Origin of the sequence: Rhizobium aureum (assembly GCF_030182495.1) — a bacterium.
Lineage (GTDB): Bacteria > Pseudomonadota > Alphaproteobacteria > Rhizobiales > Rhizobiaceae > Rhizobium > Rhizobium tropici_C.
Genome location: NZ_JAQJCI010000006.1, coordinates 178,280 through 196,984, shown reverse-complemented (window position 1 = coordinate 196,984; position 18,705 = coordinate 178,280). Strand labels below are relative to the sequence as shown.

Annotated in this window: 16 protein-coding genes; 7 read left to right on the top strand and 9 right to left on the bottom strand. The window is 60.9% G+C overall.

Annotated features, from left to right (window positions below; genetic code table 11):
- Window positions 1–29: 29 nt before the first annotated feature.
- The 6 genes from PH552_RS17095 to PH552_RS17070 all read left to right on the top strand — a co-directional run bounded on the left by PH552_RS17095 (window position 30) and on the right by PH552_RS17070 (window position 6,731).
- Complete coding sequence (locus PH552_RS17095) at window positions 30–1,565, top strand: sugar ABC transporter ATP-binding protein (RefSeq protein WP_112342499.1); 1,536 nt, start codon at window positions 30–32, stop codon at window positions 1,563–1,565.
- Between the two features lie 10 nt (window positions 1,566–1,575).
- Window positions 1,576–2,580: an ABC transporter permease gene (locus tag PH552_RS17090; RefSeq protein ID WP_112342358.1), complete on the top strand. Its 1,005-nt coding sequence runs from the start codon at window positions 1,576–1,578 to the stop codon at window positions 2,578–2,580.
- A complete protein-coding gene (locus PH552_RS17085; protein WP_112342359.1) occupies window positions 2,577–3,593 on the top strand; it encodes an ABC transporter permease in 1,017 nt (338 codons plus the stop codon). The genes PH552_RS17090 and PH552_RS17085 overlap by 4 nt, the downstream gene beginning before the upstream one ends.
- Window positions 3,590–3,916, top strand: coding sequence for an L-rhamnose mutarotase (gene rhaM, locus PH552_RS17080; protein WP_112342360.1), 327 nt, complete (start codon window positions 3,590–3,592; stop codon window positions 3,914–3,916). The genes PH552_RS17085 and rhaM overlap by 4 nt, the downstream gene beginning before the upstream one ends.
- Window positions 3,913–5,295 carry an FGGY-family carbohydrate kinase gene (locus tag PH552_RS17075; RefSeq protein WP_285166185.1) on the top strand — a complete coding sequence of 461 codons (1,383 nt, stop codon included), beginning with the start codon at window positions 3,913–3,915 and terminating at the stop codon, window positions 5,293–5,295. Before rhaM ends, PH552_RS17075 begins: the two co-directional genes overlap by 4 nt.
- A 329-nt stretch (window positions 5,296–5,624) precedes the next feature.
- Window positions 5,625–6,731, top strand: a complete 1,107-nt coding sequence (locus PH552_RS17070; protein ID WP_112342362.1) for a branched-chain amino acid ABC transporter substrate-binding protein — start codon at window positions 5,625–5,627, stop codon at window positions 6,729–6,731.
- An 84-nt stretch (window positions 6,732–6,815) separates the two neighbouring features.
- Here PH552_RS17070 and PH552_RS17065 read toward each other — a convergent pair whose 3' ends face one another.
- The 4 genes from PH552_RS17065 to PH552_RS17050 form a co-directional block, all read right to left on the bottom strand.
- Window positions 6,816–7,640, bottom strand: a complete 825-nt coding sequence (locus PH552_RS17065; protein WP_112342363.1) for a sugar phosphate isomerase/epimerase family protein — start codon at window positions 7,638–7,640, stop codon at window positions 6,816–6,818.
- A 28-nt stretch (window positions 7,641–7,668) separates the two neighbouring features.
- Window positions 7,669–8,844 carry a dihydrodipicolinate synthase family protein gene (locus PH552_RS17060; RefSeq protein ID WP_285166184.1) on the bottom strand — a complete coding sequence of 392 codons (1,176 nt, stop codon included), beginning with the start codon at window positions 8,842–8,844 and terminating at the stop codon, window positions 7,669–7,671.
- A gap of 12 nt (window positions 8,845–8,856) precedes the next feature.
- Window positions 8,857–10,014: a Gfo/Idh/MocA family protein gene (locus PH552_RS17055; RefSeq protein ID WP_112342365.1), complete on the bottom strand. Its 1,158-nt coding sequence runs from the start codon at window positions 10,012–10,014 to the stop codon at window positions 8,857–8,859.
- Window positions 10,015–10,254: 240 nt separating this feature from the next.
- On the bottom strand, window positions 10,255–10,962 hold the full coding sequence (locus PH552_RS17050) for a TetR/AcrR family transcriptional regulator (protein WP_112342500.1): 708 nt from the start codon (window positions 10,960–10,962) through the stop codon (window positions 10,255–10,257).
- 268 nt (window positions 10,963–11,230) lie between these two features.
- On the opposite strand from PH552_RS17050, the gene PH552_RS17045 reads away from it, so the two are divergent.
- Window positions 11,231–12,442 (top strand): TIGR03862 family flavoprotein, encoded by a 1,212-nt coding sequence (locus PH552_RS17045; protein ID WP_112342366.1) that lies wholly within the window; start codon window positions 11,231–11,233, stop codon window positions 12,440–12,442.
- A 22-nt stretch (window positions 12,443–12,464) separates the two neighbouring features.
- Here PH552_RS17045 and PH552_RS17040 read toward each other — a convergent pair whose 3' ends face one another.
- The 5 genes from PH552_RS17040 to PH552_RS17020 all read right to left on the bottom strand — a co-directional run bounded on the left by PH552_RS17040 (window position 12,465) and on the right by PH552_RS17020 (window position 18,700).
- Window positions 12,465–13,418, bottom strand: a complete 954-nt coding sequence (locus PH552_RS17040; protein WP_112342367.1) for an NAD-dependent epimerase/dehydratase family protein — start codon at window positions 13,416–13,418, stop codon at window positions 12,465–12,467.
- A gap of 180 nt (window positions 13,419–13,598) precedes the next feature.
- The gene (locus PH552_RS17035) at window positions 13,599–15,740 is read right to left on the bottom strand and encodes a beta-galactosidase (RefSeq protein ID WP_112342368.1); all 2,142 of its coding nucleotides are present in this window, start codon (window positions 15,738–15,740) and stop codon (window positions 13,599–13,601) included.
- A 20-nt stretch (window positions 15,741–15,760) separates the two neighbouring features.
- A complete protein-coding gene (locus tag PH552_RS17030; RefSeq protein ID WP_112342369.1) occupies window positions 15,761–16,906 on the bottom strand; it encodes an ABC transporter ATP-binding protein in 1,146 nt (381 codons plus the stop codon).
- Between the two features lie 58 nt (window positions 16,907–16,964).
- Window positions 16,965–17,816 carry a carbohydrate ABC transporter permease gene (locus tag PH552_RS17025; RefSeq protein WP_112342370.1) on the bottom strand — a complete coding sequence of 284 codons (852 nt, stop codon included), beginning with the start codon at window positions 17,814–17,816 and terminating at the stop codon, window positions 16,965–16,967.
- Window positions 17,816–18,700: a carbohydrate ABC transporter permease gene (locus PH552_RS17020; protein ID WP_112342371.1), complete on the bottom strand. Its 885-nt coding sequence runs from the start codon at window positions 18,698–18,700 to the stop codon at window positions 17,816–17,818. The genes PH552_RS17025 and PH552_RS17020 overlap by 1 nt, the downstream gene beginning before the upstream one ends.
- Between the last annotated feature and the right edge of the window lie 5 nt (window positions 18,701–18,705).

Sequence of the window (18,705 nt, the reverse complement as noted above, 5' to 3'; positions counted from 1 at the left end):
CCTGGTTTCACTGATCCGGTACATTGCTGATGACCACAGTCCTTCAACGCTCCATCGCGGACACACCAGCCGCGAACAATCAGGCCATTCTGGAAATGCGCGGCATTTCCCAGATCTTTCCTGGCGTCAAGGCGCTGGATGGCGTCAGCATTTCGCTTTATCCCGGCAAGGTGACCGCGCTGATCGGCGAGAACGGCGCGGGTAAATCGACCCTCGTGAAGATTTTGACCGGCATCTACCGTCCGAATGAAGGCGAGATCCTCGTCGATGGCAAGCCGACAGCTTTCGCCAATGCGCAAGCCGCGATCGATGCCGGCGTCACGGCTATTCATCAGGAAACCGTACTCTTCGACGAGCTGACTGTCGCCGAAAACATCTTCCTCGGCCATGCGCCGCGCACGTCCTGGCGCACCATCGACTGGAAGAGTATGAACAGCCGATCGAAAGAGCTTCTGCAATCGCTGGAAAGCGCGATCGATCCGACAACCCGCTTGAAGGACCTCTCCATCGCGCAGCGCCATCTTGTGGCAATTGCACGCGCCTTGTCGATCGAGGCCCGCATCGTCATCATGGACGAGCCCACCGCCGCCCTTTCCCGCAAGGAGATCGACGATCTCTTCCGCATCGTCGAAGGGTTGAAGGCAAAGGGCAAGGCCATCCTCTTCATCAGCCATAAGTTCGACGAACTCTATGAAATCGCCGACAATTTCGTCGTCTTCCGTGACGGCCGCGCCGTCGGTCATGGAGAATTGAAGTCGACGCCGCAGGACGAGATCGTCCGCATGATGGTCGGACGCGACGTCAAGGACGCTTTCCCGAAAGTGCCCGTGACAATCGGCGACACCGTTCTCGAAGTCGACAAATATTGTCACCGCACCGAATTCCGCGATATTTCCTTCAAGCTCAGGCGCGGCGAGATCCTTGGTGTCTACGGCCTGATCGGTGCCGGGCGATCCGAGCTTTGCCAATCGCTCTTCGGCATCACCAAACCGCTGTCCGGACGCCTGACGCTCGACGGACAAGAAATCCAAGTGCGATCGCCGCAGGATGCCATTGCCGCCGGCATCGTCTATGTGCCGGAAGAGCGTGGCCGCCACGGCCTGGCGCTGCCGATGCCGATCTATCAGAACATGTCGCTGCCCTCGCTCGGACGCACCTCGCGCAAGGGCTTCCTGAAGGCGGCCAACGAATTCGCTCTCGCCCGCAAATACGCCGAACGGCTGGATTTGCGCGCGGCCGCGCTTTCCGTGCCTGTGGGAACGCTCTCCGGCGGCAACCAGCAGAAGGTGGTCATCGGCAAGTGGCTCGCGACGCAGCCGAAGATCATCATTCTGGATGAGCCCACCAAGGGGATCGATATCGGCTCGAAGGCCGCCGTCCACGGCTTCATCAGCGAGTTGGCGGCCGAGGGCCTCAGCATCATCATGATCTCCTCCGAACTGCCCGAGATCCTCGGCATGTCGGATCGTGTGCTGGTCATGAAGGAGGGCCAGTCCGCAGGCCTGTTCGAGCGCGAGGGACTGACGCCGGAAACGCTGGTGCGCGCCGCCACCGGCAACGCATAGGGAGGACGGGATGCCACGCATCCTCAAAAAGCGCGAAACACTGCTCGCCATCATCATCGTCGTGATGATCGCCGGTTTCGCAACGCGTGCGGCCGGCTTTGCCGAGCCCGCCAATCTCGCCAATATCTTCAACGACACATCGATCCTCATCATCCTGGCCCTTGCCCAGATGACGGTGATCCTGACGAAGTCGATCGATCTGTCCGTCGCCGCCAATCTGGCTTTGACCGGCATGGCGGTTGCGATGCTGAATGCGGCCTATCCCGATATTCCGCTGATCGCCCTCGTTATTACCGCGATCCTGATGGGTGCGGTTCTCGGCGCCATCAACGGTTATCTCGTCTGGGCGCTGGAAATCCCGCCGATCGTCGTCACGCTCGGCACCCTGACGATCTATCGCGGCATGGCCTTCGTGCTCTCGGGGGGCGCCTGGGTCAATGCGCATCAATTCACGCCGATTTTCCTGAACGTGCCGCGCACGCCACTTCTCGGCCTGCCGGTGCTTGCCTGGATCGGCATCGCGATCGTGCTGATGATGTATCTGGTGCTGCGCTATACGCAGTTCGGCCGCTCGGCCTATGCGAGCGGCGGCAACCCGGTTGCCGCCGTCTATGCCGGTATCGATGTCGGCTGGACGCGCTTCCTCGCCTTCGTCCTCTCCGGCGCGCTCGCGGGGCTGAGCGGCTATCTCTGGGTGTCGCGCTATGCCGTCGCCTATGTCGATATCGCCAACGGCTTCGAACTCGATAGCGTGGCTGCCTGCGTCATCGGCGGTATCTCTATTGCCGGCGGCGTCGGTTCGGTCGCCGGCGCGGTCTTGGGCGCCCTCTTCCTTGGCGTCATCAAGAACGCACTTCCGGTCATCGGCATCTCGCCGTTCACGCAGATGGCGATATCAGGCACCGTCATCATTCTTGCCGTCGTCTTCAACGCCCGGCGCGAACGCAACCGCGGCCGCATCATCCTGCGCGATCAGGCCGCAAAGGACACCGCCAGCCAGGGAGCACACGCATGAGCAACGGTTCGCAAGCGGCAGCCGCGGAAAAGCGCGTCATTCCGGATCGCCTCGGCACCCCCTTCAAGCGCGTCATGGCAAGCTGGGAAACGCTGCTCTTTGGCATCGCGGTCGCGATCTTCATCTTCAACTCGCTGGCTTCGCCCTATTTCCTCGATCCCTTCAATCTCTCGGACGCGACCTTCAATTTCACCGAAAAGGCGATGATCGCCTTTGCCATGGCGCTGCTGGTGATTGCTGGCGAAATCGACCTCTCGGTCGCAGCCATCATCGCACTCGCCTCGACGGCCATGGGCGCAGCCGCGCAACTGGGCGTCGACACGCCCGGCCTCGTCGCGATCGGCATCGGCGTCGGCCTCGTCTGCGGCATCTTCAACGGCTTCCTGGTTTCGGTGCTGAAGCTGCCGTCGATCGTCGTCACCATCGGCACGATGAGCCTGTTTCGCGGCATTTCCTATATCGTGCTGGGCGACCAGGCCTATGGCAATTATCCGGATAGTTTCGCCTATTTTGGCCAGGGTTATGTCGTCTGGGTCTTCTCCTTCGAATTCGTGCTCTTCATCGTGCTTGCGATCGCCTTCGCGATCCTGCTGCATGCGACGAATTTCGGCCGGCAGGTCTATACGATCGGCAACAATGATTTCGCGGCGCGTTTCTCCGGCATTCCGGTCGAGCGGGTCAAATTCATCCTGTTTCTCCTGACGGGCATCATGAGCGGCATTGCCGCCGTCTGCCTCACCTCGCGCCTCGGCTCGACACGCCCTTCGATCGCGCTCGGCTGGGAACTGGAGGTGGTGACCATGGTCGTGCTCGGCGGCGTGTCGATCCTCGGCGGTTCAGGCACGATCGGCGGCGTCGTCATCGCCGCCTTCGTCATGGGCCTCGTCACCTTCGGCCTCGGCCTGCTCAATGTTCCCGGCATCGTCATGTCGATCTTCATCGGCCTCCTCCTCATCATCACCATCGCGCTGCCGATCATTGCCCGGCGCATCAGGACCATGAGCTCCAAATGACTGTTGTTCTCGAACGCCACGCCTTCAAAATGACGCTCAATCCTGGCATGGAAGCTGAATACCGGAAGCGGCATGATGAAATCTGGCCCGAGCTGGTCGATCTGCTGCATCGGGCCGGCGTCAGCGACTATTCGATCCATCTAGACCGCGAGACGAACACGCTCTTCGGCGTGCTGACACGACCGAAGGATCACGCCATGGCGAGCCTGCCAGAGCATCCGCTCATGAAGAAGTGGTGGGCGCATATGGCCGACATCATGGCAACCAATCCTGACAATTCGCCTGTTCAGAGCGACCTGATCACGGTTTTTCATCTGCCATGAGCACGACCCGAGCCTATCGCCATATCGCGGTCATCGATATCGGCAAGACCAACGCCAAGGTCGTCGTGCTCGATGCAGAAACAGGTGCCGAGATTGCCGCCGTCAAGACTGCGAACAGCGTTTTGAAATCAGGCCCGTACCCGCACTACGATATCGAAGGGCTGTGGGATTTCATCGTCTCTGCCCTCAAGGGTTTTGCCGCCACACCGGAATTCGATGCCATATCGATCACCACGCACGGCGCATCCGCTGTGATGCTGGCGGCGGATGGCAGCCTTGCCATGCCGGTTCTCGACTACGAGCACGGCTATCCTCAAGCCGTTCAGGATGCCTATGCGCAATTGCGGCCGGACTTCAGCGAGACGTTTTCACCCGGGCTGTCGGCCGGGCTGAATGTCGGTGCGCAGATTCATTATCTGAAAAAGACCTTCCCGGCGGATTTCGCCCGCGTCGCGACGATCCTGACCTATCCGCAATATTGGGCGTTTCGCCTGACCGGCGTTACTGCTAACGAGGTGACCTCGCTCGGCTGCCATACCGATCTCTGGAATCCGACGACGCAAAGCTACTCCTCCCTCGTCGACACGCTTGGCATCCGCGCTTTGATGGCGCCCGTCCGCTCGGCTTTCGACGCACTCGGGCCGGTCTTGCCGCCGCTTGCCGCCGAAATGGGGCTGGCAAAGGCGGTGCTTGTCTATTGCGGCATCCATGACTCCAACGCCTCGCTTCTGCCGCATCTGGTGGAAAACGAAGCCCCCTTTGCGGTCGTCTCGACGGGAACCTGGGTCATCAGCTTCGGCGCCGGGGGCGATCTCGACCATCTCGATGCCAATCGCGACGCGCTCGCCAATGTCGATGCCTATGGCCGCGCCGTCCCGTCGGGGCGCTTCATGGGCGGCCGTGAGTTCGAGATCCTCCTGGCCGATATCAGTCCTGCGCCGGCCGATGCCGTCGAAAGCGCCCTCGAAACGGTGATCGAGAAAGGCCTCATGCTGTTGCCCAATGTGGTCGAGGGCTCCGGTCCGTTTCCGGGCAGGAAAATGCGATGGATCGGCAACACCACTGACTCCGTCGAACGGCTCGCAGCCGTCAGCCTCTATCTCGCCATGATGACGGAAGCCTGCCTTGATCTGATCGGCGCCAAGGGGCCAATCTTCGTCGAAGGGCCGTTTGCTTTCAATCGTGCCTATCTCGTCGCACTGGCTGCGGTAACCGGCAAGAACGTCATTGCCTTGCCGGGTTCGACCGGGACAAGCCAGGGCGCGGCCCTGCTGACGGGAATTCGCCCACCTTCCGCCACGGAAAACGTGCCGATCTGCGCGGATTTGCGCGGATTACGACACTACAGGCACGCTTGGCAGAAAGCTGTGGAAGATTAGTTTCGGCTGAATGAAGTCCGGCGGTAAATTGCAGCCCAACGCCTCGACCCTTGATTGCGGAAATATAGCAACCAGCCGACGATGAGGAATCGCGAAAAATCGTCAAAATTGTCTTTGCGACGGTTATTTTCTTGCGGAATCGTCGCAATATTCCTACACAAAATACCCTCATGAGCGCTTTCGAGATCAAAAAATGTCCGAAGGCGATCATCGGCTTCGATATCAGCTCTGTCTCTTTAAAAGAACGCCTCACGGCAGGTTGCGCGTCGAGACAGGCGATTGCGGGCGGTTTCAAAAGGCGCTGCCGCGTCCATCCAAGGAGAGCTAACATGAGTCTGAAGACATTGACGGCCGCGACCTTCGTCGCTTCGCTGGCCTTCGCACCTCTCGCGCATGCGGACATCACCATCGGCCTCATCGCGCCGCTGACCGGCCCGGTCGCTGCCTATGGCGAGCAGGTCAAGAATGGCGCGCAGACTGCCGTCGACGAAATCAACAAGAGCGGCGGCGTTCTTGGCCAGAAGCTCGTTCTGAAGCTCGGCGATGATGCCGGCGATCCGAAGCAGGGCGTCTCCGTCGCCAACGGCTTCGTCGGCGAGAGCGTCCGCTTCGTCGTCGGCCCGGTTACGTCAGGCGTTGCCATTCCGGTTTCCGACGCGCTGGCCGAAAACGGCATCCTGATGGTCACGCCGACCGCGACTGCCCCGGGCCTGACCAACCGCGGCCTGACCAATGTCCTGCGTACCTGCGGCCGAGATGACCAGCAGGCCGTCGTTGCCGGCGAATATGTCGTGAAGAACTTCAAGGACAAGAAGATCGCGATCCTCAACGACAAGGGCGCCTACGGCAAGGGCCTGGCGGACGCCTTCAAGGCAGCGATCAACAAGGGCGGCGTCACCGAAGTCGTCAACGACTCGCTGACCCCCGGCGAGAAGGACTACAGCGCTCTGACGACAAAGCTGAAGCAGGCCGGCGTCGAAGTGATCTACTTCGGCGGCTATCATCCGGAGGCAGGTCTGCTGGCCCGCCAGCTGCACGACATCTCCGTCAAGGCTCAGATCATCGGCGGCGACGGCCTGTCCAACACCGAATATTGGGCAATCGCCAACGATTCGGCTGCCGGCACGCTCTTCACCAATGCATCCGACGCCCTGAAGAACCCGGCTTCGCAGAGCGCCGTTGCCGCCCTGAAAGCACGCAACATTCCGGCCGAAGCCTTCACGCTCAACGCCTATGCTGCCGTCGAAGTGCTGAAAGCCGGCATCGAGAAGGCTGGCAAGGCAGATGATGCCGAAGCCGTCGGTACCGCTCTGAAGAAGGGCGAGCCGGTCGACACCGCCATCGGCAAGGTCACCTACGGCGAAACCGGCGACCTGACCTCGCAGAGCTTCTCGCTCTACAAGTGGGAAGGCGGCAAGATCGTTTCGGCCGAATAAGCCGCTACTTCATCGCTTTGAAAGAAAGCCGGGCCATTTCTTGGCCCGGTTTTTTATTGGCGATGGTGCCTCGGCCGCCGCAGCTCAGCAAACGGCGCGGAAGCGTTCGATGCAGGTGGAAAGAACCTTTTCACCCGGCCGTTTCCACCAATTGTTCTGAGAGAAGATCTCGACCTCCTGCAGGCCGAAAAAACCGGCTTTCTCGATCTCGGCGCGGATACGCTTCAGGTCGATGACGCCGTCCCCCATCATGCCGCGATCGAGCAGCAGGTCCGTGGTCGGTACCAGCCAGTCGCAGATGTGATGGGCTAAAATTCGGCCTCCGGCACCGGCGCGGGCGATCTGCTCATGAAGCTTGGGGTCCCACCAGACATGGTAGACGTCGATCGCGACACCGATGCCATCGCCCAGAAGATCGCAGATGTCGAGCGCCTGCTCCAGCGTGTTCACGCAGGCGCGGTCGGCCGCATACATCGGGTGCAGCGGCTCGATCGCGATCGGAATGCCGGCACTGCGGGCATGCGGCAGGATCGCCGCGATACCGTCCGCCACCATCTGACGGGCATGGGCGATATCCCTCGATCCCTCCGGCAAGCCGCCGACGACGAGAACGAGGCAATCGGCATTCAGCGTCGCCGCTTCGTCGATCGCCCGCTTGTTGTCATCGATCGCGGCTGCCCTGCCCTCGGCATCTGCTGCAGGAAACATGCCACCGCGGCAAAGGCCGGTCACCTTGAGCCTGTTGTCGGAAACGATGCGAGCGGCTTCGGAAAGTCCGATCTTATGGACCTGATCACGCCATGGCGCGATGGCGACGATATCCTGCTTCAGGCAGGCTTCCACCGCCTGGCGCATGTCATATTGCTGGCGCACCGTCGCCAGATTGATGGACAGACCCTCTATGGCCATCGTGATGATCCTCCCCCGATCTTACCCGCTAATCGATGCCGACGGTGGCAAGGATTGCCTTCATCCGATAGACGGCCAGATCGGGATCACGCAGGACCCGCGCCGTATCGGCCAGCCGGAACAGCTCCGAGAGATGCTGGATCGAACGGGCACTCTGCTGGCCGCCGAGCATCTGGAAATGGTCCTGGAAGCCATTGAGATAAGCGAGGAAGACGACACCGGTCTTGTAGAAGCGCGTCGGTGCCTTGAAGATATGACGCGATAGCGGAACAGTCGGCGCCAGGATCGCATGGAAGGCGTCGAGATCGTTCTCAGCAAGCTTTGCGAGAGCCGCGCTCGCCGCCGGCGCGATGGCATCGAAGATGCCGAGCAGGGCATGCGAATAGCCCTGCTCGTCACCGGCGATCAGTTCGGCATAGTTGAAATCGTCACCGGTATACATCTTGACCGACGGATCGAGCCGGCGGCGCATGACAATTTCCTTCTCCGCCGACAGCAGCGAAATCTTCACGCCATCGACCTTGGCCGCATTCTGATTGATGATCGCTGTCGCCGTCTCCATGGCGCGCATATCGTCGGCCGAGCCCCAATAGCCCGCCAGGGCCGGATCGAACATCGACCCGAGCCAGTGAATGATGACGGGCTCTTTGACCTGCCCGAGGATGCGATCATAGACCCTCATATAATCGTCCGGGCTCTTGGCGGCTGCGACAAGCGCCCGGCTCGCCATCAGAATGACGCGGCCGCCCTGCCCTTCCACATAGACAATCTGCTCCTCATAGGCGCGGATGACGTCATCGATCATGACGCCGGCAGCGGGCTGAAGATGATCGGTGCCTGCGCCATAGGCGATCACCGCATCCGACCGGCCGCGGGCGGCCGACTGCGCATGGGCAATCAGCTCTTTCGCACCGGCCCAGTCGAGCCCCATGCCGCGTTGCGCGGTATCCATCGCTTCCGCCACACCGAGACCAAGACCCCAGAGATATTCGCGAAAGGCAATCGTGCGTTCCCAGTCGATGTTGCGGTCGAGCCAGGGATCGTTGTCGGCAAGCGCGTCGACCACGACATGCGCGGCGGCATAGGCGACGCGATTGAAATGATGACCGCCAGCCGGCTTCACAGGCGCGATCAAAGGCTCGTTGGCGGGCGTGAAGGCGGCGATGGAGCCGTCCGTCGTCGGCAAGCGAAGGCTTTTCGTCATCAGACTAGCCTCCTAGCGGGCCGAAAGCGAGGGCACGTCGACCCAGCGACGTTCCGCCCAGCTCTTCTGTGCCAGTTCCGCCAGTTGCACACCCTTGGCGCCCTCGCGAAGCGTGAACTTCCACGGCGCGCCCTCGGCGACATGGCATAGGAACTGCTCCCATTGCGCCTTGAAACCATTGTCGAAGGCCTGCGTGTCCGGCACCTCTTCCCAGGTGTCGAAGAAATTGATCGGCTGCGGCTGATCGGGATTCCAAACCGGTTTCGGCGTATTGACGCGATGCTGCGTCCAACAGCGCATCAGGCCGCAGACGGCCGAACCATGCGTGCCGTCGACCTGGAAGGTAACGAGATCGTCGCGGCGAACTCTGACCGCCCAGGAGGAGTTGATATGGGCGATGACGCCGCCTTCGAGCTCGAAGGTTGCATAGGCGGCATCGTCGGCATCGGCGACATAGGTGTTGCCATTCTCGTCGACGCGGCTTGGAATATGCGTAGCGCCGAGGCAGCTGACCGACTTGACCTCGCCAAACAGATTATCGAGCACATAGCGCCAATGCGGCAGCATATCGAGGATCATGCCGCCGCCGTCCTTTTTGCGGTAATTCCACGACGGACGCTGCGCCTTCACGCCCCAGTCACCCTCGAAGACCCAATAGCCGAACTCGCCGCGCACCGAGAGGATCTTGCCGAAGAAGCCGCTGTCGCGCAGCATGGCAATCTTGCGCAGACCCGGCAGGAACAGCTTGTCCTGGACGACACCGTTCTTGACGCCGCGACGCTCTGCCGAGGCAGCAACCGACAGCGCCTCCTCCAGCGTCTCCGAGATCGGCTTTTCGCAATAGACATGCTTGCCGGCGGCAATCGCCTTTTCGAGAAGCTCGACGCGCATTTGCGTCGAACCGGCATCGAAGAAGATCGTGTTGTCGGGATCGGCAAGAGCGGCGTCGAGATCGGTCGTGGTCTTCGACAGTCCGTGCTCGCGGGCGATGGCCTCGATCTTTTCGGCGTTGCGGCCGACAAGCACCGGTTCGGGCATCAGCCTGTCGCCGTTCGACAGCAGCACGCCGCCCTGTTCGCGGATCGCCAGGATGGAGCGCACGAGGTGCTGATTGTAGCCCATGCGGCCGGTGATGCCGTGCATGATGATGCCGATCGGCTTCGTTGCCATAAGTCATTCCTCCCGTAAATAACTATATAGTTACATAACTGGCATGAGGAAGTCATGCTGTCAACGGCCATCGTCAGTGACCGCGGCAACAGGGATCCATGATCATCCGCTTATCGGGATGGAGTGCCTGGAGCACTAAACCGAAACATGTACCCGGTTTTTGGACGGCATCAGGCTCTACTTGTTTGATTCCAGCGCAGATTCGGTTTTCAGGGCGGTTCGTCCTGAAATCATCCGGCGCTAGGGGCGCAGATAGGCGAAAATGACGTCGACGATATGCTCGCCCCACCCCTCGATTTCGGCCTTTTCGGAAAGATTGCGGCGGAAGATCGTCGAGAGCGTCCAGCGGTTCGTCAGGAAGAACGAGCCGAGTGCCGCAATGCTCATATAGATTTTCACCGGATCGCAGCCGGCGCGGAAGACACCGGCTGCAGCACCCCGGTCGAGCAAGCCGGAAATTTCGGCGACGAGCGGCGAATGCAGCTCGAAAATACGCGCCGAACGCTTCAGGAAGCGCGCCTTGTGCATGTTTTCCGTGCTGAGAATCCCGAGGAATTCGGGATGATCCAGAAAATACCGCCAGGTGAAGACGACGAGATCCCGCATGCCGTCCTCGGGCGAGCGATGCGAGAGATCGAGCCGTGCTTCCGCCGAGCGGATGGCGATATAGCTGCCCTCCAGAACGGCGACATAGAGCGCATCCTTGCCGCCGAAATAGTGATAGAGCATCCGCTTGTTGATCTTGGCGCGTTCGGCAATGGCATCAACGCGCGCGCCGCCATAGCCACGCTCGGCAAATTCCTTGGTTGCGGCTGCGAGGATCGCCTTGCTGGTGCGTTCCGCATCCCTGAGGCGAGGCCGTTCCGGAGCTGCGCGCGCGGTCGTTTTCTTTTCATTTTCAGAGTCTGCGCTCTTTGCGCTGCGCTTTACAATTTTGGCTTCCGACATCATGGCTCCCGGCGGCATTTCATAGGGCTTATGCGGTCTTTCCTCGCGCCGATAAGTAACCGATCATCGCATAAGTTGACAGTCCCTGGCGAATCGAGAGCAATAGTAACCATATGGTTATATCGGTTTAAATGGGAGTATGGCGGCAAAAGCGTCCGAAAACGAGGAGTTCGCGCTTTTGCCGAAACCGGCCGGAGAAACCGCAACGATCTTGCTTTCGGCCCCGGTGCGGCTTTAGAGAGCAATAGGCAAGTGGCAGCGGACGAGCATGACTGAGAAGCAAATCGCAATCATAGGCGGTGGACCTGCGGGGCTGATGGCGGCGGAGACCTTATCCCTGCTCGGCCATCGCGTCGTGGTCTACGACAGCATGCCGACGGTCGCGCGCAAGTTCCTGCTGGCGGGGAAATCGGGTCTCAACATCACCCATTCGGAAGATTACGGCCTTTTCGCCGACCGGTTCGGCGCGGCTTCGACCCGATTGCGCGCCGCGCTCGACGGCTTCACACCCGACGATGTCAGGGCCTGGGCGCAGGGCCTGGGAACCGAAACCTTTATTGGCTCATCCGGGCGCGTCTTCCCGAAAGTCATGAAGGCATCGCCGCTGCTGCGCGCCTGGCTGGCGCGGCTGGAGGCGCGAGGCGTCAGTATCCTGACACGGCATCGTTGGTCTGGCTTCGACGACGGCTGCCTGCTGTTCGAAACGCCGCGGGGAGGCGAGGCCGTTCGACATGATGCCGTTCTGCTCGCGCTCGGCGGTGCAAGCTATGCCCGGCTGGGTTCGGACGCGGCATGGGTCAGCTGGCTTCGCGATAAGGGGATCGATATCGCCGCCTTCCAGCCGGCCAATTGCGGCTTCGACGTGACCTGGAGCGCGCCGTTCAGCGAACGCTTTGCCGGCGAACCCCTCAAGGCCGTCACCGCGACATCGGATACCGGAACTTTCCCCGGCGAATTCGTCATCTCGAAAACCGGGATCGAGGGCAGCCTCGTCTATGCGCATGCCACCGCGCTGCGCGATCGCCTGACGAAGAAGGAGTACGCATCGCTTGTTGTCGATCTGGCACCCGGACGCAACGAGGAGCGTTTGACACGCGACCTGGCACGGCAGGATCCCAAAGCCAGTTTCTCCAACCGGTTGCGCAAGGGTGCCGGCATCGAGGGCGTCAAGGCGGGCCTGCTGCGCGAGCTTGCCGATCCGGCTGCACTGTCTCATCCGGAAAGTCTTGCCCACCTGATCAAGGCGCTGCCGATTCCGCTGCTGAGGCCAAGGCCGATCGCCGAAGCCATTTCGTCGGCCGGCGGCGTGCGTTGGGCGGAACTCGACAGTGGATACATGCTAAAAAAACTCCCCGGCATGTTCGTTGCCGGCGAGATGATCGATTGGGAGGCGCCGACGGGAGGCTACCTGCTCACGGCCTGCTTTGCGACCGGGCGTGCGGCAGCCAAGGGCATGGATGCCTGGCTCAAGAGCCGCTGACCGAAGCCCGAACGGCTGACCTTCAGCCGAGCCGCCCTTTCTCCATCAGCCAGGCGACCGATTCCTGAACGGCTTGCAGCGACGTATAGCGCGGCCTGTAACCAAGCAGCCGCTCCGCCTTGGCAATCGAGCAATTCGGACTGCGGGCAATATGCTCCCAGGTCGCCTGCGCATCCTCCGGCGCCTGGCCTTCCGCCCATTTCTCATAGGGTAGGAACTCCAGCTTCGGCTCATGTCCGAACCAGCGCGACATGGCTTCGGCATAGCCTCGTAACGTCAGCGCGCCGCCTGAAACCGCATGAAAGGCCTCCCCCGTCGAGACGCGCCAATTGGCGATCGCGCCCATGAACATCTGCGCGACGTCATCGGCATGGACATGATGGACCGTCTCCAGGCCGAAATTCGGAAGTGCCAGTGTTTCGCCGCGCGCCAATGTCGAGAATGCCGACGGATTGAAATGCCCGGCCGGATTGAGGGGTGCCCAGCCCGGACCGACAATATGGCCGGGATGGATCAGGGTCGCGGGAAATCCCCGGCGGCGCGCCTCTTCCAGCAAATATGCCTCGATGGCGGCCTTCTGTGTGCCATAGTCACCGAACGGCCGCTTCGGCGCCTCCTCCGGCGTCGGAACGATGGTCGAAAAGCCATGCGTCCAGATCGTGCCCGTGTGCAGGAAATGGCCGACATGGCCGACAAGCGTTTCCGCCAGATGCCTTGCGCTATCGAGCGTGAAGCAGATCATGTCGATGACGATATCCGGCTTCAATGCGCGGATGGCCGGACCGAAGCTGCCATCCTTTTCCATGACAGCACGATCCATCACCAATGTCTCGGCCTCGTTCCAAGCCTTGTTCGGCGAATAGGGCTTGGCCTGTCCGCGGCTGATCGCCACCACTTCATGCCCTGCTTCGACCAGTCGCGGCACAAGATAGGTGCCGACATGGCCGGTGGCGCCGATAATCACCGTGCGCGTCATGATATCCTCCCAGTCGTCAAGATCGAAATCGGCTGCTACCGAAGTTCAAGATATGATCAGCGTATGAGAATAGGCGCGAACGCCGCTTTGTCACCCTCCCGCTGGAGAAAGTCGTATTTTTCCCGCGACTGCATCGCAACGATCGGTACCCGCTCAAACAAACGGGTACCGAGATCGTGCCTAGCAAAGCTCTATGATGGCGCAGCCATAGGCGTCGAGCGACAGAGTGCCGGATATCGCCTTGCCGTTGTCAAGCAGATCGATCCCGGCCGGGACGTCGCGCAATTCGGCGCGCTGGTCGAGATAGTTCTGCAGAAAAAGCAGGCGTCGCTCGTCGTTCTGGCGCATCGTCACTTCGACGCCATCGGGCAGATTGCCGACAAGAGGCGCGATTCCCGCTTCCGCAAAGGTTCGATCGGCCAAAGCATCCGTCAGCTCCGGTGTCAGATAGGTGCCGAGATAAAGCACGCGGCCCTTGCCGACCCGGCGCAGGCTTGCCATCGGCATACCTTCGGCATAGCGGTTCGACCATGTCGCAATCACCTCGACATCATCCGTCACCGTCAGGTTCTCGTAGAAATATGCGGCCTCGATCTCACGGTTGCCGAAAGTGAAGCGGCGAGCGCGACGATGGGATTCCGCCGGACGATTTGGGGGAATGACAAGCCCGCCCGATCGCGACATGACGTCGAATAGACCCTTGGCGTCGGGGGCTGCCAGGCGACCGAAATCCTCGACCTTGACGCCCGTCAACCGCGTCAGCGACGCGCCCGGCGCGGCCTCGCGGATGACATGATTGTTTTCATCACGCGTGCCGGTGCGCGCGCCGATGACGACGGTGCCGCCGTCCCGGGCGAAGGCCTCAAGCCTCTCGGTCCAACCGTCCTTCCACATCACCCAATGCGGCACATAAAGCAATTTCAGCCGCGACAGATCGTCTTCCGGATGGATGAAGCCGCAGGCAATGCCGCGATCGTAGCAATATTGATGCAGCTGAACGGCATCGTCCTGTGGGCTCGGCAGCCCGATCGAATAGGTCTTGTGCGCCTCCTGATTGTCGAAATCCGAGCCGGCGATGCCGACATCCATGCGCACATAGGTACCAAGGATCTTATCCTTGAGCGTCGTCATCTCGGTCGCGAAGCGCTTGGCTTCGTCGTAACGATGACGGGGCACATCGTCATGATCGATGATGCCCATCCAGTAGATTTCCGCGCCGAAATGCGCCGGGCGCCAGCGGAAGAACATGAGGCCGTCGGCGCCGCGCGCAACGGACGACATGGCCATGCGCCGCATTTCGCCCGGCTCCGGCGTCAGCGTACAGAAGCCCGGCTGGCTGCCGAACCCGGACTGCTGCTCGGGCACGATGTAGTTTCCTGAGAACCCGCGGCAGATGTCGAGGTGAAGCGCCTGTACCTTGGCGTGATTTCCGATGCGCTGGAATTCGTCATAGAGCATCGGATAGATGTCGTAGCCGACGAAATCGAGATCGGTGGAAAACTGTCCGCGAAAATCGATGTCGCGAAGGCCGCCGAGATTGTGAAAGATGAACCACTCGGGCTTCGTCGCCCGCAGGATTTCCACCTGATCGTGCTGGAAGCGGGCCGTCGCGAAGGCGAGGAAGCGATGGTAGTCCTGGACATGGCCGGGGCTTGGGAAGGTGGGACCGAATTCGATCGGAAGCACGACCTGGTCGAAATCGTCATAGGCGGTTGCCCAGAAATCGCCGCCCCAGGCGAAATTGAGCTTGTCGATGGTCCCGTACTTTTCCGCCAGAAACGCCTGGAACTCCGAAAGCGTCGCCGCAGAGAAGGATTCCGGCATGCTGGTGTTGAGCTCATTGTCCGTCTGCCAGCCGATGACATGGGGATGATCGCGATAGTGCTCGGCCATCGCCTTCGTGATGCGCTTGCTGTGCTCGCGGAAAACCGGGCTTGCCGTATCGGCATGCTGGCGCGAACCGTGGCTCATTATCCGGCCATTGCCATCGACACGAAGGATTTCGGGATGCGCCGCCGTCAGCCAGCGTGGTGGGGTCGCCGTCGGCGTGCACATGATGGTATCGATGCCGTGGCGCGCCAGAACCTCGATGGCACGGTCGAAGAGATCGAAAGCGAACATGCCGAGCTTCGGCTCGAAAAGATGCCACGCAAATTCGCCGAGACGCACGACATTGAAGCCGGCTTCGGCCATGCGCTTGGCGTCCCGCTCCCAATAGCCCTCATCGACATGTTCCGGATAATGCGGCGCTCCCACAAGAAACCTGTCGGTCTTGATGGTCCGCCATACGGAAAGGTCGGTCTTGCTGCTACTCACTGACATGATATCAGGCTCCTGAACTATTATTTATCGAGAACTGGCTTGCGGACGGTGATGGTTCGTTCGTCCTGGCCGGAGAAAAGGTAGATTTCCTTGGGATCGATGCTGAGACCGATCGGCGCGTCGTTGGCAATGCCGGCGACATGGCCGATCTGTACGGTGATGTTGCCGGTGCCGCTTTCGGAACCGATGCATTGCAGCGCGCCTGCATCGACATAAAGAATGGTCTCGCGCCCGAGATGCTCGACGAGACGGACTTGGCCGGAAATCGGAGCCCCCGTGGATTGTCCCTCGGCGATAGCGATGTTCTCGGGCCGGATGCCGAAGGTTAGCTTTTCTCCCTGCCGAACCGCACAGCCGGGCGCGAGTTCGACAGCCACCGGCGCAAGGCCGGGCGCGGAGACGATCACGCCGTGTCCGGAAACCTGATCGACCGTCACCGTGAAGAAATTCATCCTCGGCGCACCGAGGAATCCGGCCACAAAGAGATTTTCCGGATTGCGATAGAGCTCCAGCGGCGAGCCCACCTGCTCGATGATGCCGCGGTTGAGAACCACGATCCGGCTCGCCATCGTCATGGCTTCGATCTGGTCATGCGTGACATAGACCATGGTCGCGCCAAGCTCGGCATGCAGGCCACTCAATTCGACACGCATCTGCGTGCGCAACGCCGCATCGAGATTGGATAGCGGCTCGTCGAACAGGAAAACATCCGGGGAGCGGGTAATGGCGCGGCCGATCGCGACGCGCTGGCGCTGCCCGCCGGACAGTTGCTTCGGCCTCTTGTCGAGCTGATCGGTAATCCTCAGGATCTTGGCGGCACGCGCCACCGCCGCATCGATCTCCGCCTTCTGCCGCTTGGCCATGCGCAGGCCGAAGCCCATGTTCTCGGCGACGGTCATATGCGGATAGAGCGCGTAGGACTGGAACACCATGGCAATGCCGCGCTCGCCCGGCTCGGCCGTGGTGACATCGCGGCCGTTGATCAGGATTTGGCCGGAAGAGATCGTCTCCAGCCCGGCAATCGACTTCAGCAATGTCGACTTGCCGCAGCCGGAGGGGCCGACCATGACAATGAATTCGCCCTGCTCGACGGAAAGATCGATACCGCGCAGCGCATGATAGGCGCCGTAGTTCTTATTGATGTGGCGTAGTTCGAGACTGGTCATGCTTGTAGGCTCGCAAGGAAGGGAGTGACACGGAGGGCGGATGTGGCGGAAGGAATACTCATCCCTTCACCGCGCCCATAGTGAGCCCGGCAATGAAATGCCGCTGCATCAGGAAGAACATGACGACCGGCGGCACCGCGACGACGATGGTGCCGGCGGAGATCAGGTTCCAGGCCGAAACCCACTCGCCGCGCAGATTGGCAAGTCCGGCCGTGACGGGCTTCACCGTATCGCTGATGGTCAGCACCACCGCCCAGAAATAATCGTTCCATACGAAGGTGAAGATGAGGATCGCGAGCGCCGCCAGTGCCGGGCGCACCAGCGGCACGACGACATGAACCAGTGTCTGGAAAGGCGTCGCCCCCTCCGCTCTTGCGGCCTGAAACAGCTCGTCCGGCAGAGCGGCGATGAAGTTGCGCATGAAAAGCGTCGCAAAACCAGTCTGGAAGGCAATGTGGAAGATGATCAGCGCTACAGGCGTGTCGTAGAGGCCGATGCGCACCATCAGATCGCGCACCGGGATCATCATGATCTGATAGGGCAGGAAATTGCCGCCGACGAACAGGGCAAATACCAGCATGTTGCCACGGAAGCGATAACGCGCCAGCACGAAGCCCGCGAGCGTGCTCAGGATCAGCACGCCGAGGACAGCCGGCAGGGTGATCATCAGGCTGTTGAGGAAATAGCGCGCCATCGGCGTCTGGGTGAAGACGGACGTATAGTTCTCCACCAGGCCAAACTGCGTCGGCCAGCCCCAGAGATTGCCGCCCATGACATCCTGCGTCGAGCGGAACGACGTCAGGATGATGGCAAACAGCGGGCAGAGCCAGAGGATCAGGATTGCGAGCACGGCAATGAAATAGAAGCGACGCCGCCAGATGGCATCTTCGGCAATTGGGCGCGGATACATCAGGCCCCTCTTTCTTCGATGCGAATGATGCGCGTGAGATACCAGGCGATGAATACCGCCATGATCACGAACAGGACCGAGGCGATCGCGGCGCCGTAGCCGAAGCGATAGGAGAAGATCGACTGCTCGAACATCTGGTAGGCAAGCACTTCGGACGAGCCGAAAGGACCGCCCTGCGTCATGACCGAGACCATGTCGAACGAGCGCAGCGCACCGACGACGGTGACGGCGATCGCGATGAAGGTGACCTGCGTCAGCTGCGGCAGGACGATGTGGCGCAGCATGTTCCAGCCCCTTGCTCCATCGACGCGACCGGCGCCGATCAGTTCCTCGCTGAGATTGTTGAGCCCGGCGAGGTAGAGCACCATGCAAAAGGCGATCTGCGGCCAGAGCGCTGCAATCACGATCGCGAAGGTGACGAAATGCTCGTCCGACAGGACGGCGGGTGCGGTCGCGCCGAAAAAGCCGAAGATCAGCGCCAGCAGGCCGAGTTGCGGCGTATAGACCCAGGTAAAGACGACGCCGACGGCAACCGAAGCCAGTACCAGCGGAATGAAGAAGAGCGACTTCATGAGCCGCATGCCGCGAATCTTCTGATTGACCAAGAGGGCGATCGCCAGTCCGAGCGGCGGCGCTGCCATGAACATGACCAGCCAGATGATGTTGTTCTTCAGCGAGACATAGAATTGCGGGTCGTTGAACAGCTCGGCATAATTGCCGAAGCCGATCCAGACCATCGGACTGAAGCCATCCCATTCGTGCAGGCTGATCCAGAGGCTTTCTATCGCCGACCACAGGATCACGATCGAAAAGAGAACGGCCGCAGGCAATATCAGCAAAGTCGGGGTGAGCCACCAGCGATGGCGGCGCCAAAATGTCATCATCTTAT

What these genes read in the sequence shown, in the direction of transcription:
- PH552_RS17095 (WP_112342499.1), top strand. Translation starts at nt 30, where the DNA reads ATGACCACAGTCCTTCAACGCTCCATCGCGGACACACCAGCCGCGAAC.
- PH552_RS17090 (WP_112342358.1), top strand. Translation starts at nt 1,576, where the DNA reads ATGCCACGCATCCTCAAAAAGCGCGAAACACTGCTCGCCATCATCATC.
- PH552_RS17085 (WP_112342359.1), top strand. Translation starts at nt 2,577, where the DNA reads ATGAGCAACGGTTCGCAAGCGGCAGCCGCGGAAAAGCGCGTCATTCCG.
- rhaM (WP_112342360.1), top strand. Translation starts at nt 3,590, where the DNA reads ATGACTGTTGTTCTCGAACGCCACGCCTTCAAAATGACGCTCAATCCT.
- PH552_RS17075 (WP_285166185.1), top strand. Translation starts at nt 3,913, where the DNA reads ATGAGCACGACCCGAGCCTATCGCCATATCGCGGTCATCGATATCGGC.
- PH552_RS17070 (WP_112342362.1), top strand. Translation starts at nt 5,625, where the DNA reads ATGAGTCTGAAGACATTGACGGCCGCGACCTTCGTCGCTTCGCTGGCC.
- PH552_RS17065 (WP_112342363.1), bottom strand. Translation starts at nt 7,640, where the DNA reads ATGGCCATAGAGGGTCTGTCCATCAATCTGGCGACGGTGCGCCAGCAA.
- PH552_RS17060 (WP_285166184.1), bottom strand. Translation starts at nt 8,844, where the DNA reads ATGACGAAAAGCCTTCGCTTGCCGACGACGGACGGCTCCATCGCCGCC.
- PH552_RS17055 (WP_112342365.1), bottom strand. Translation starts at nt 10,014, where the DNA reads ATGGCAACGAAGCCGATCGGCATCATCATGCACGGCATCACCGGCCGC.
- PH552_RS17050 (WP_112342500.1), bottom strand. Translation starts at nt 10,962, where the DNA reads ATGTCGGAAGCCAAAATTGTAAAGCGCAGCGCAAAGAGCGCAGACTCT.
- PH552_RS17045 (WP_112342366.1), top strand. Translation starts at nt 11,231, where the DNA reads ATGACTGAGAAGCAAATCGCAATCATAGGCGGTGGACCTGCGGGGCTG.
- PH552_RS17040 (WP_112342367.1), bottom strand. Translation starts at nt 13,418, where the DNA reads ATGACGCGCACGGTGATTATCGGCGCCACCGGCCATGTCGGCACCTAT.
- PH552_RS17035 (WP_112342368.1), bottom strand. Translation starts at nt 15,740, where the DNA reads ATGTCAGTGAGTAGCAGCAAGACCGACCTTTCCGTATGGCGGACCATC.
- PH552_RS17030 (WP_112342369.1), bottom strand. Translation starts at nt 16,906, where the DNA reads ATGACCAGTCTCGAACTACGCCACATCAATAAGAACTACGGCGCCTAT.
- PH552_RS17025 (WP_112342370.1), bottom strand. Translation starts at nt 17,816, where the DNA reads ATGTATCCGCGCCCAATTGCCGAAGATGCCATCTGGCGGCGTCGCTTC.
- PH552_RS17020 (WP_112342371.1), bottom strand. Translation starts at nt 18,700, where the DNA reads ATGATGACATTTTGGCGCCGCCATCGCTGGTGGCTCACCCCGACTTTG.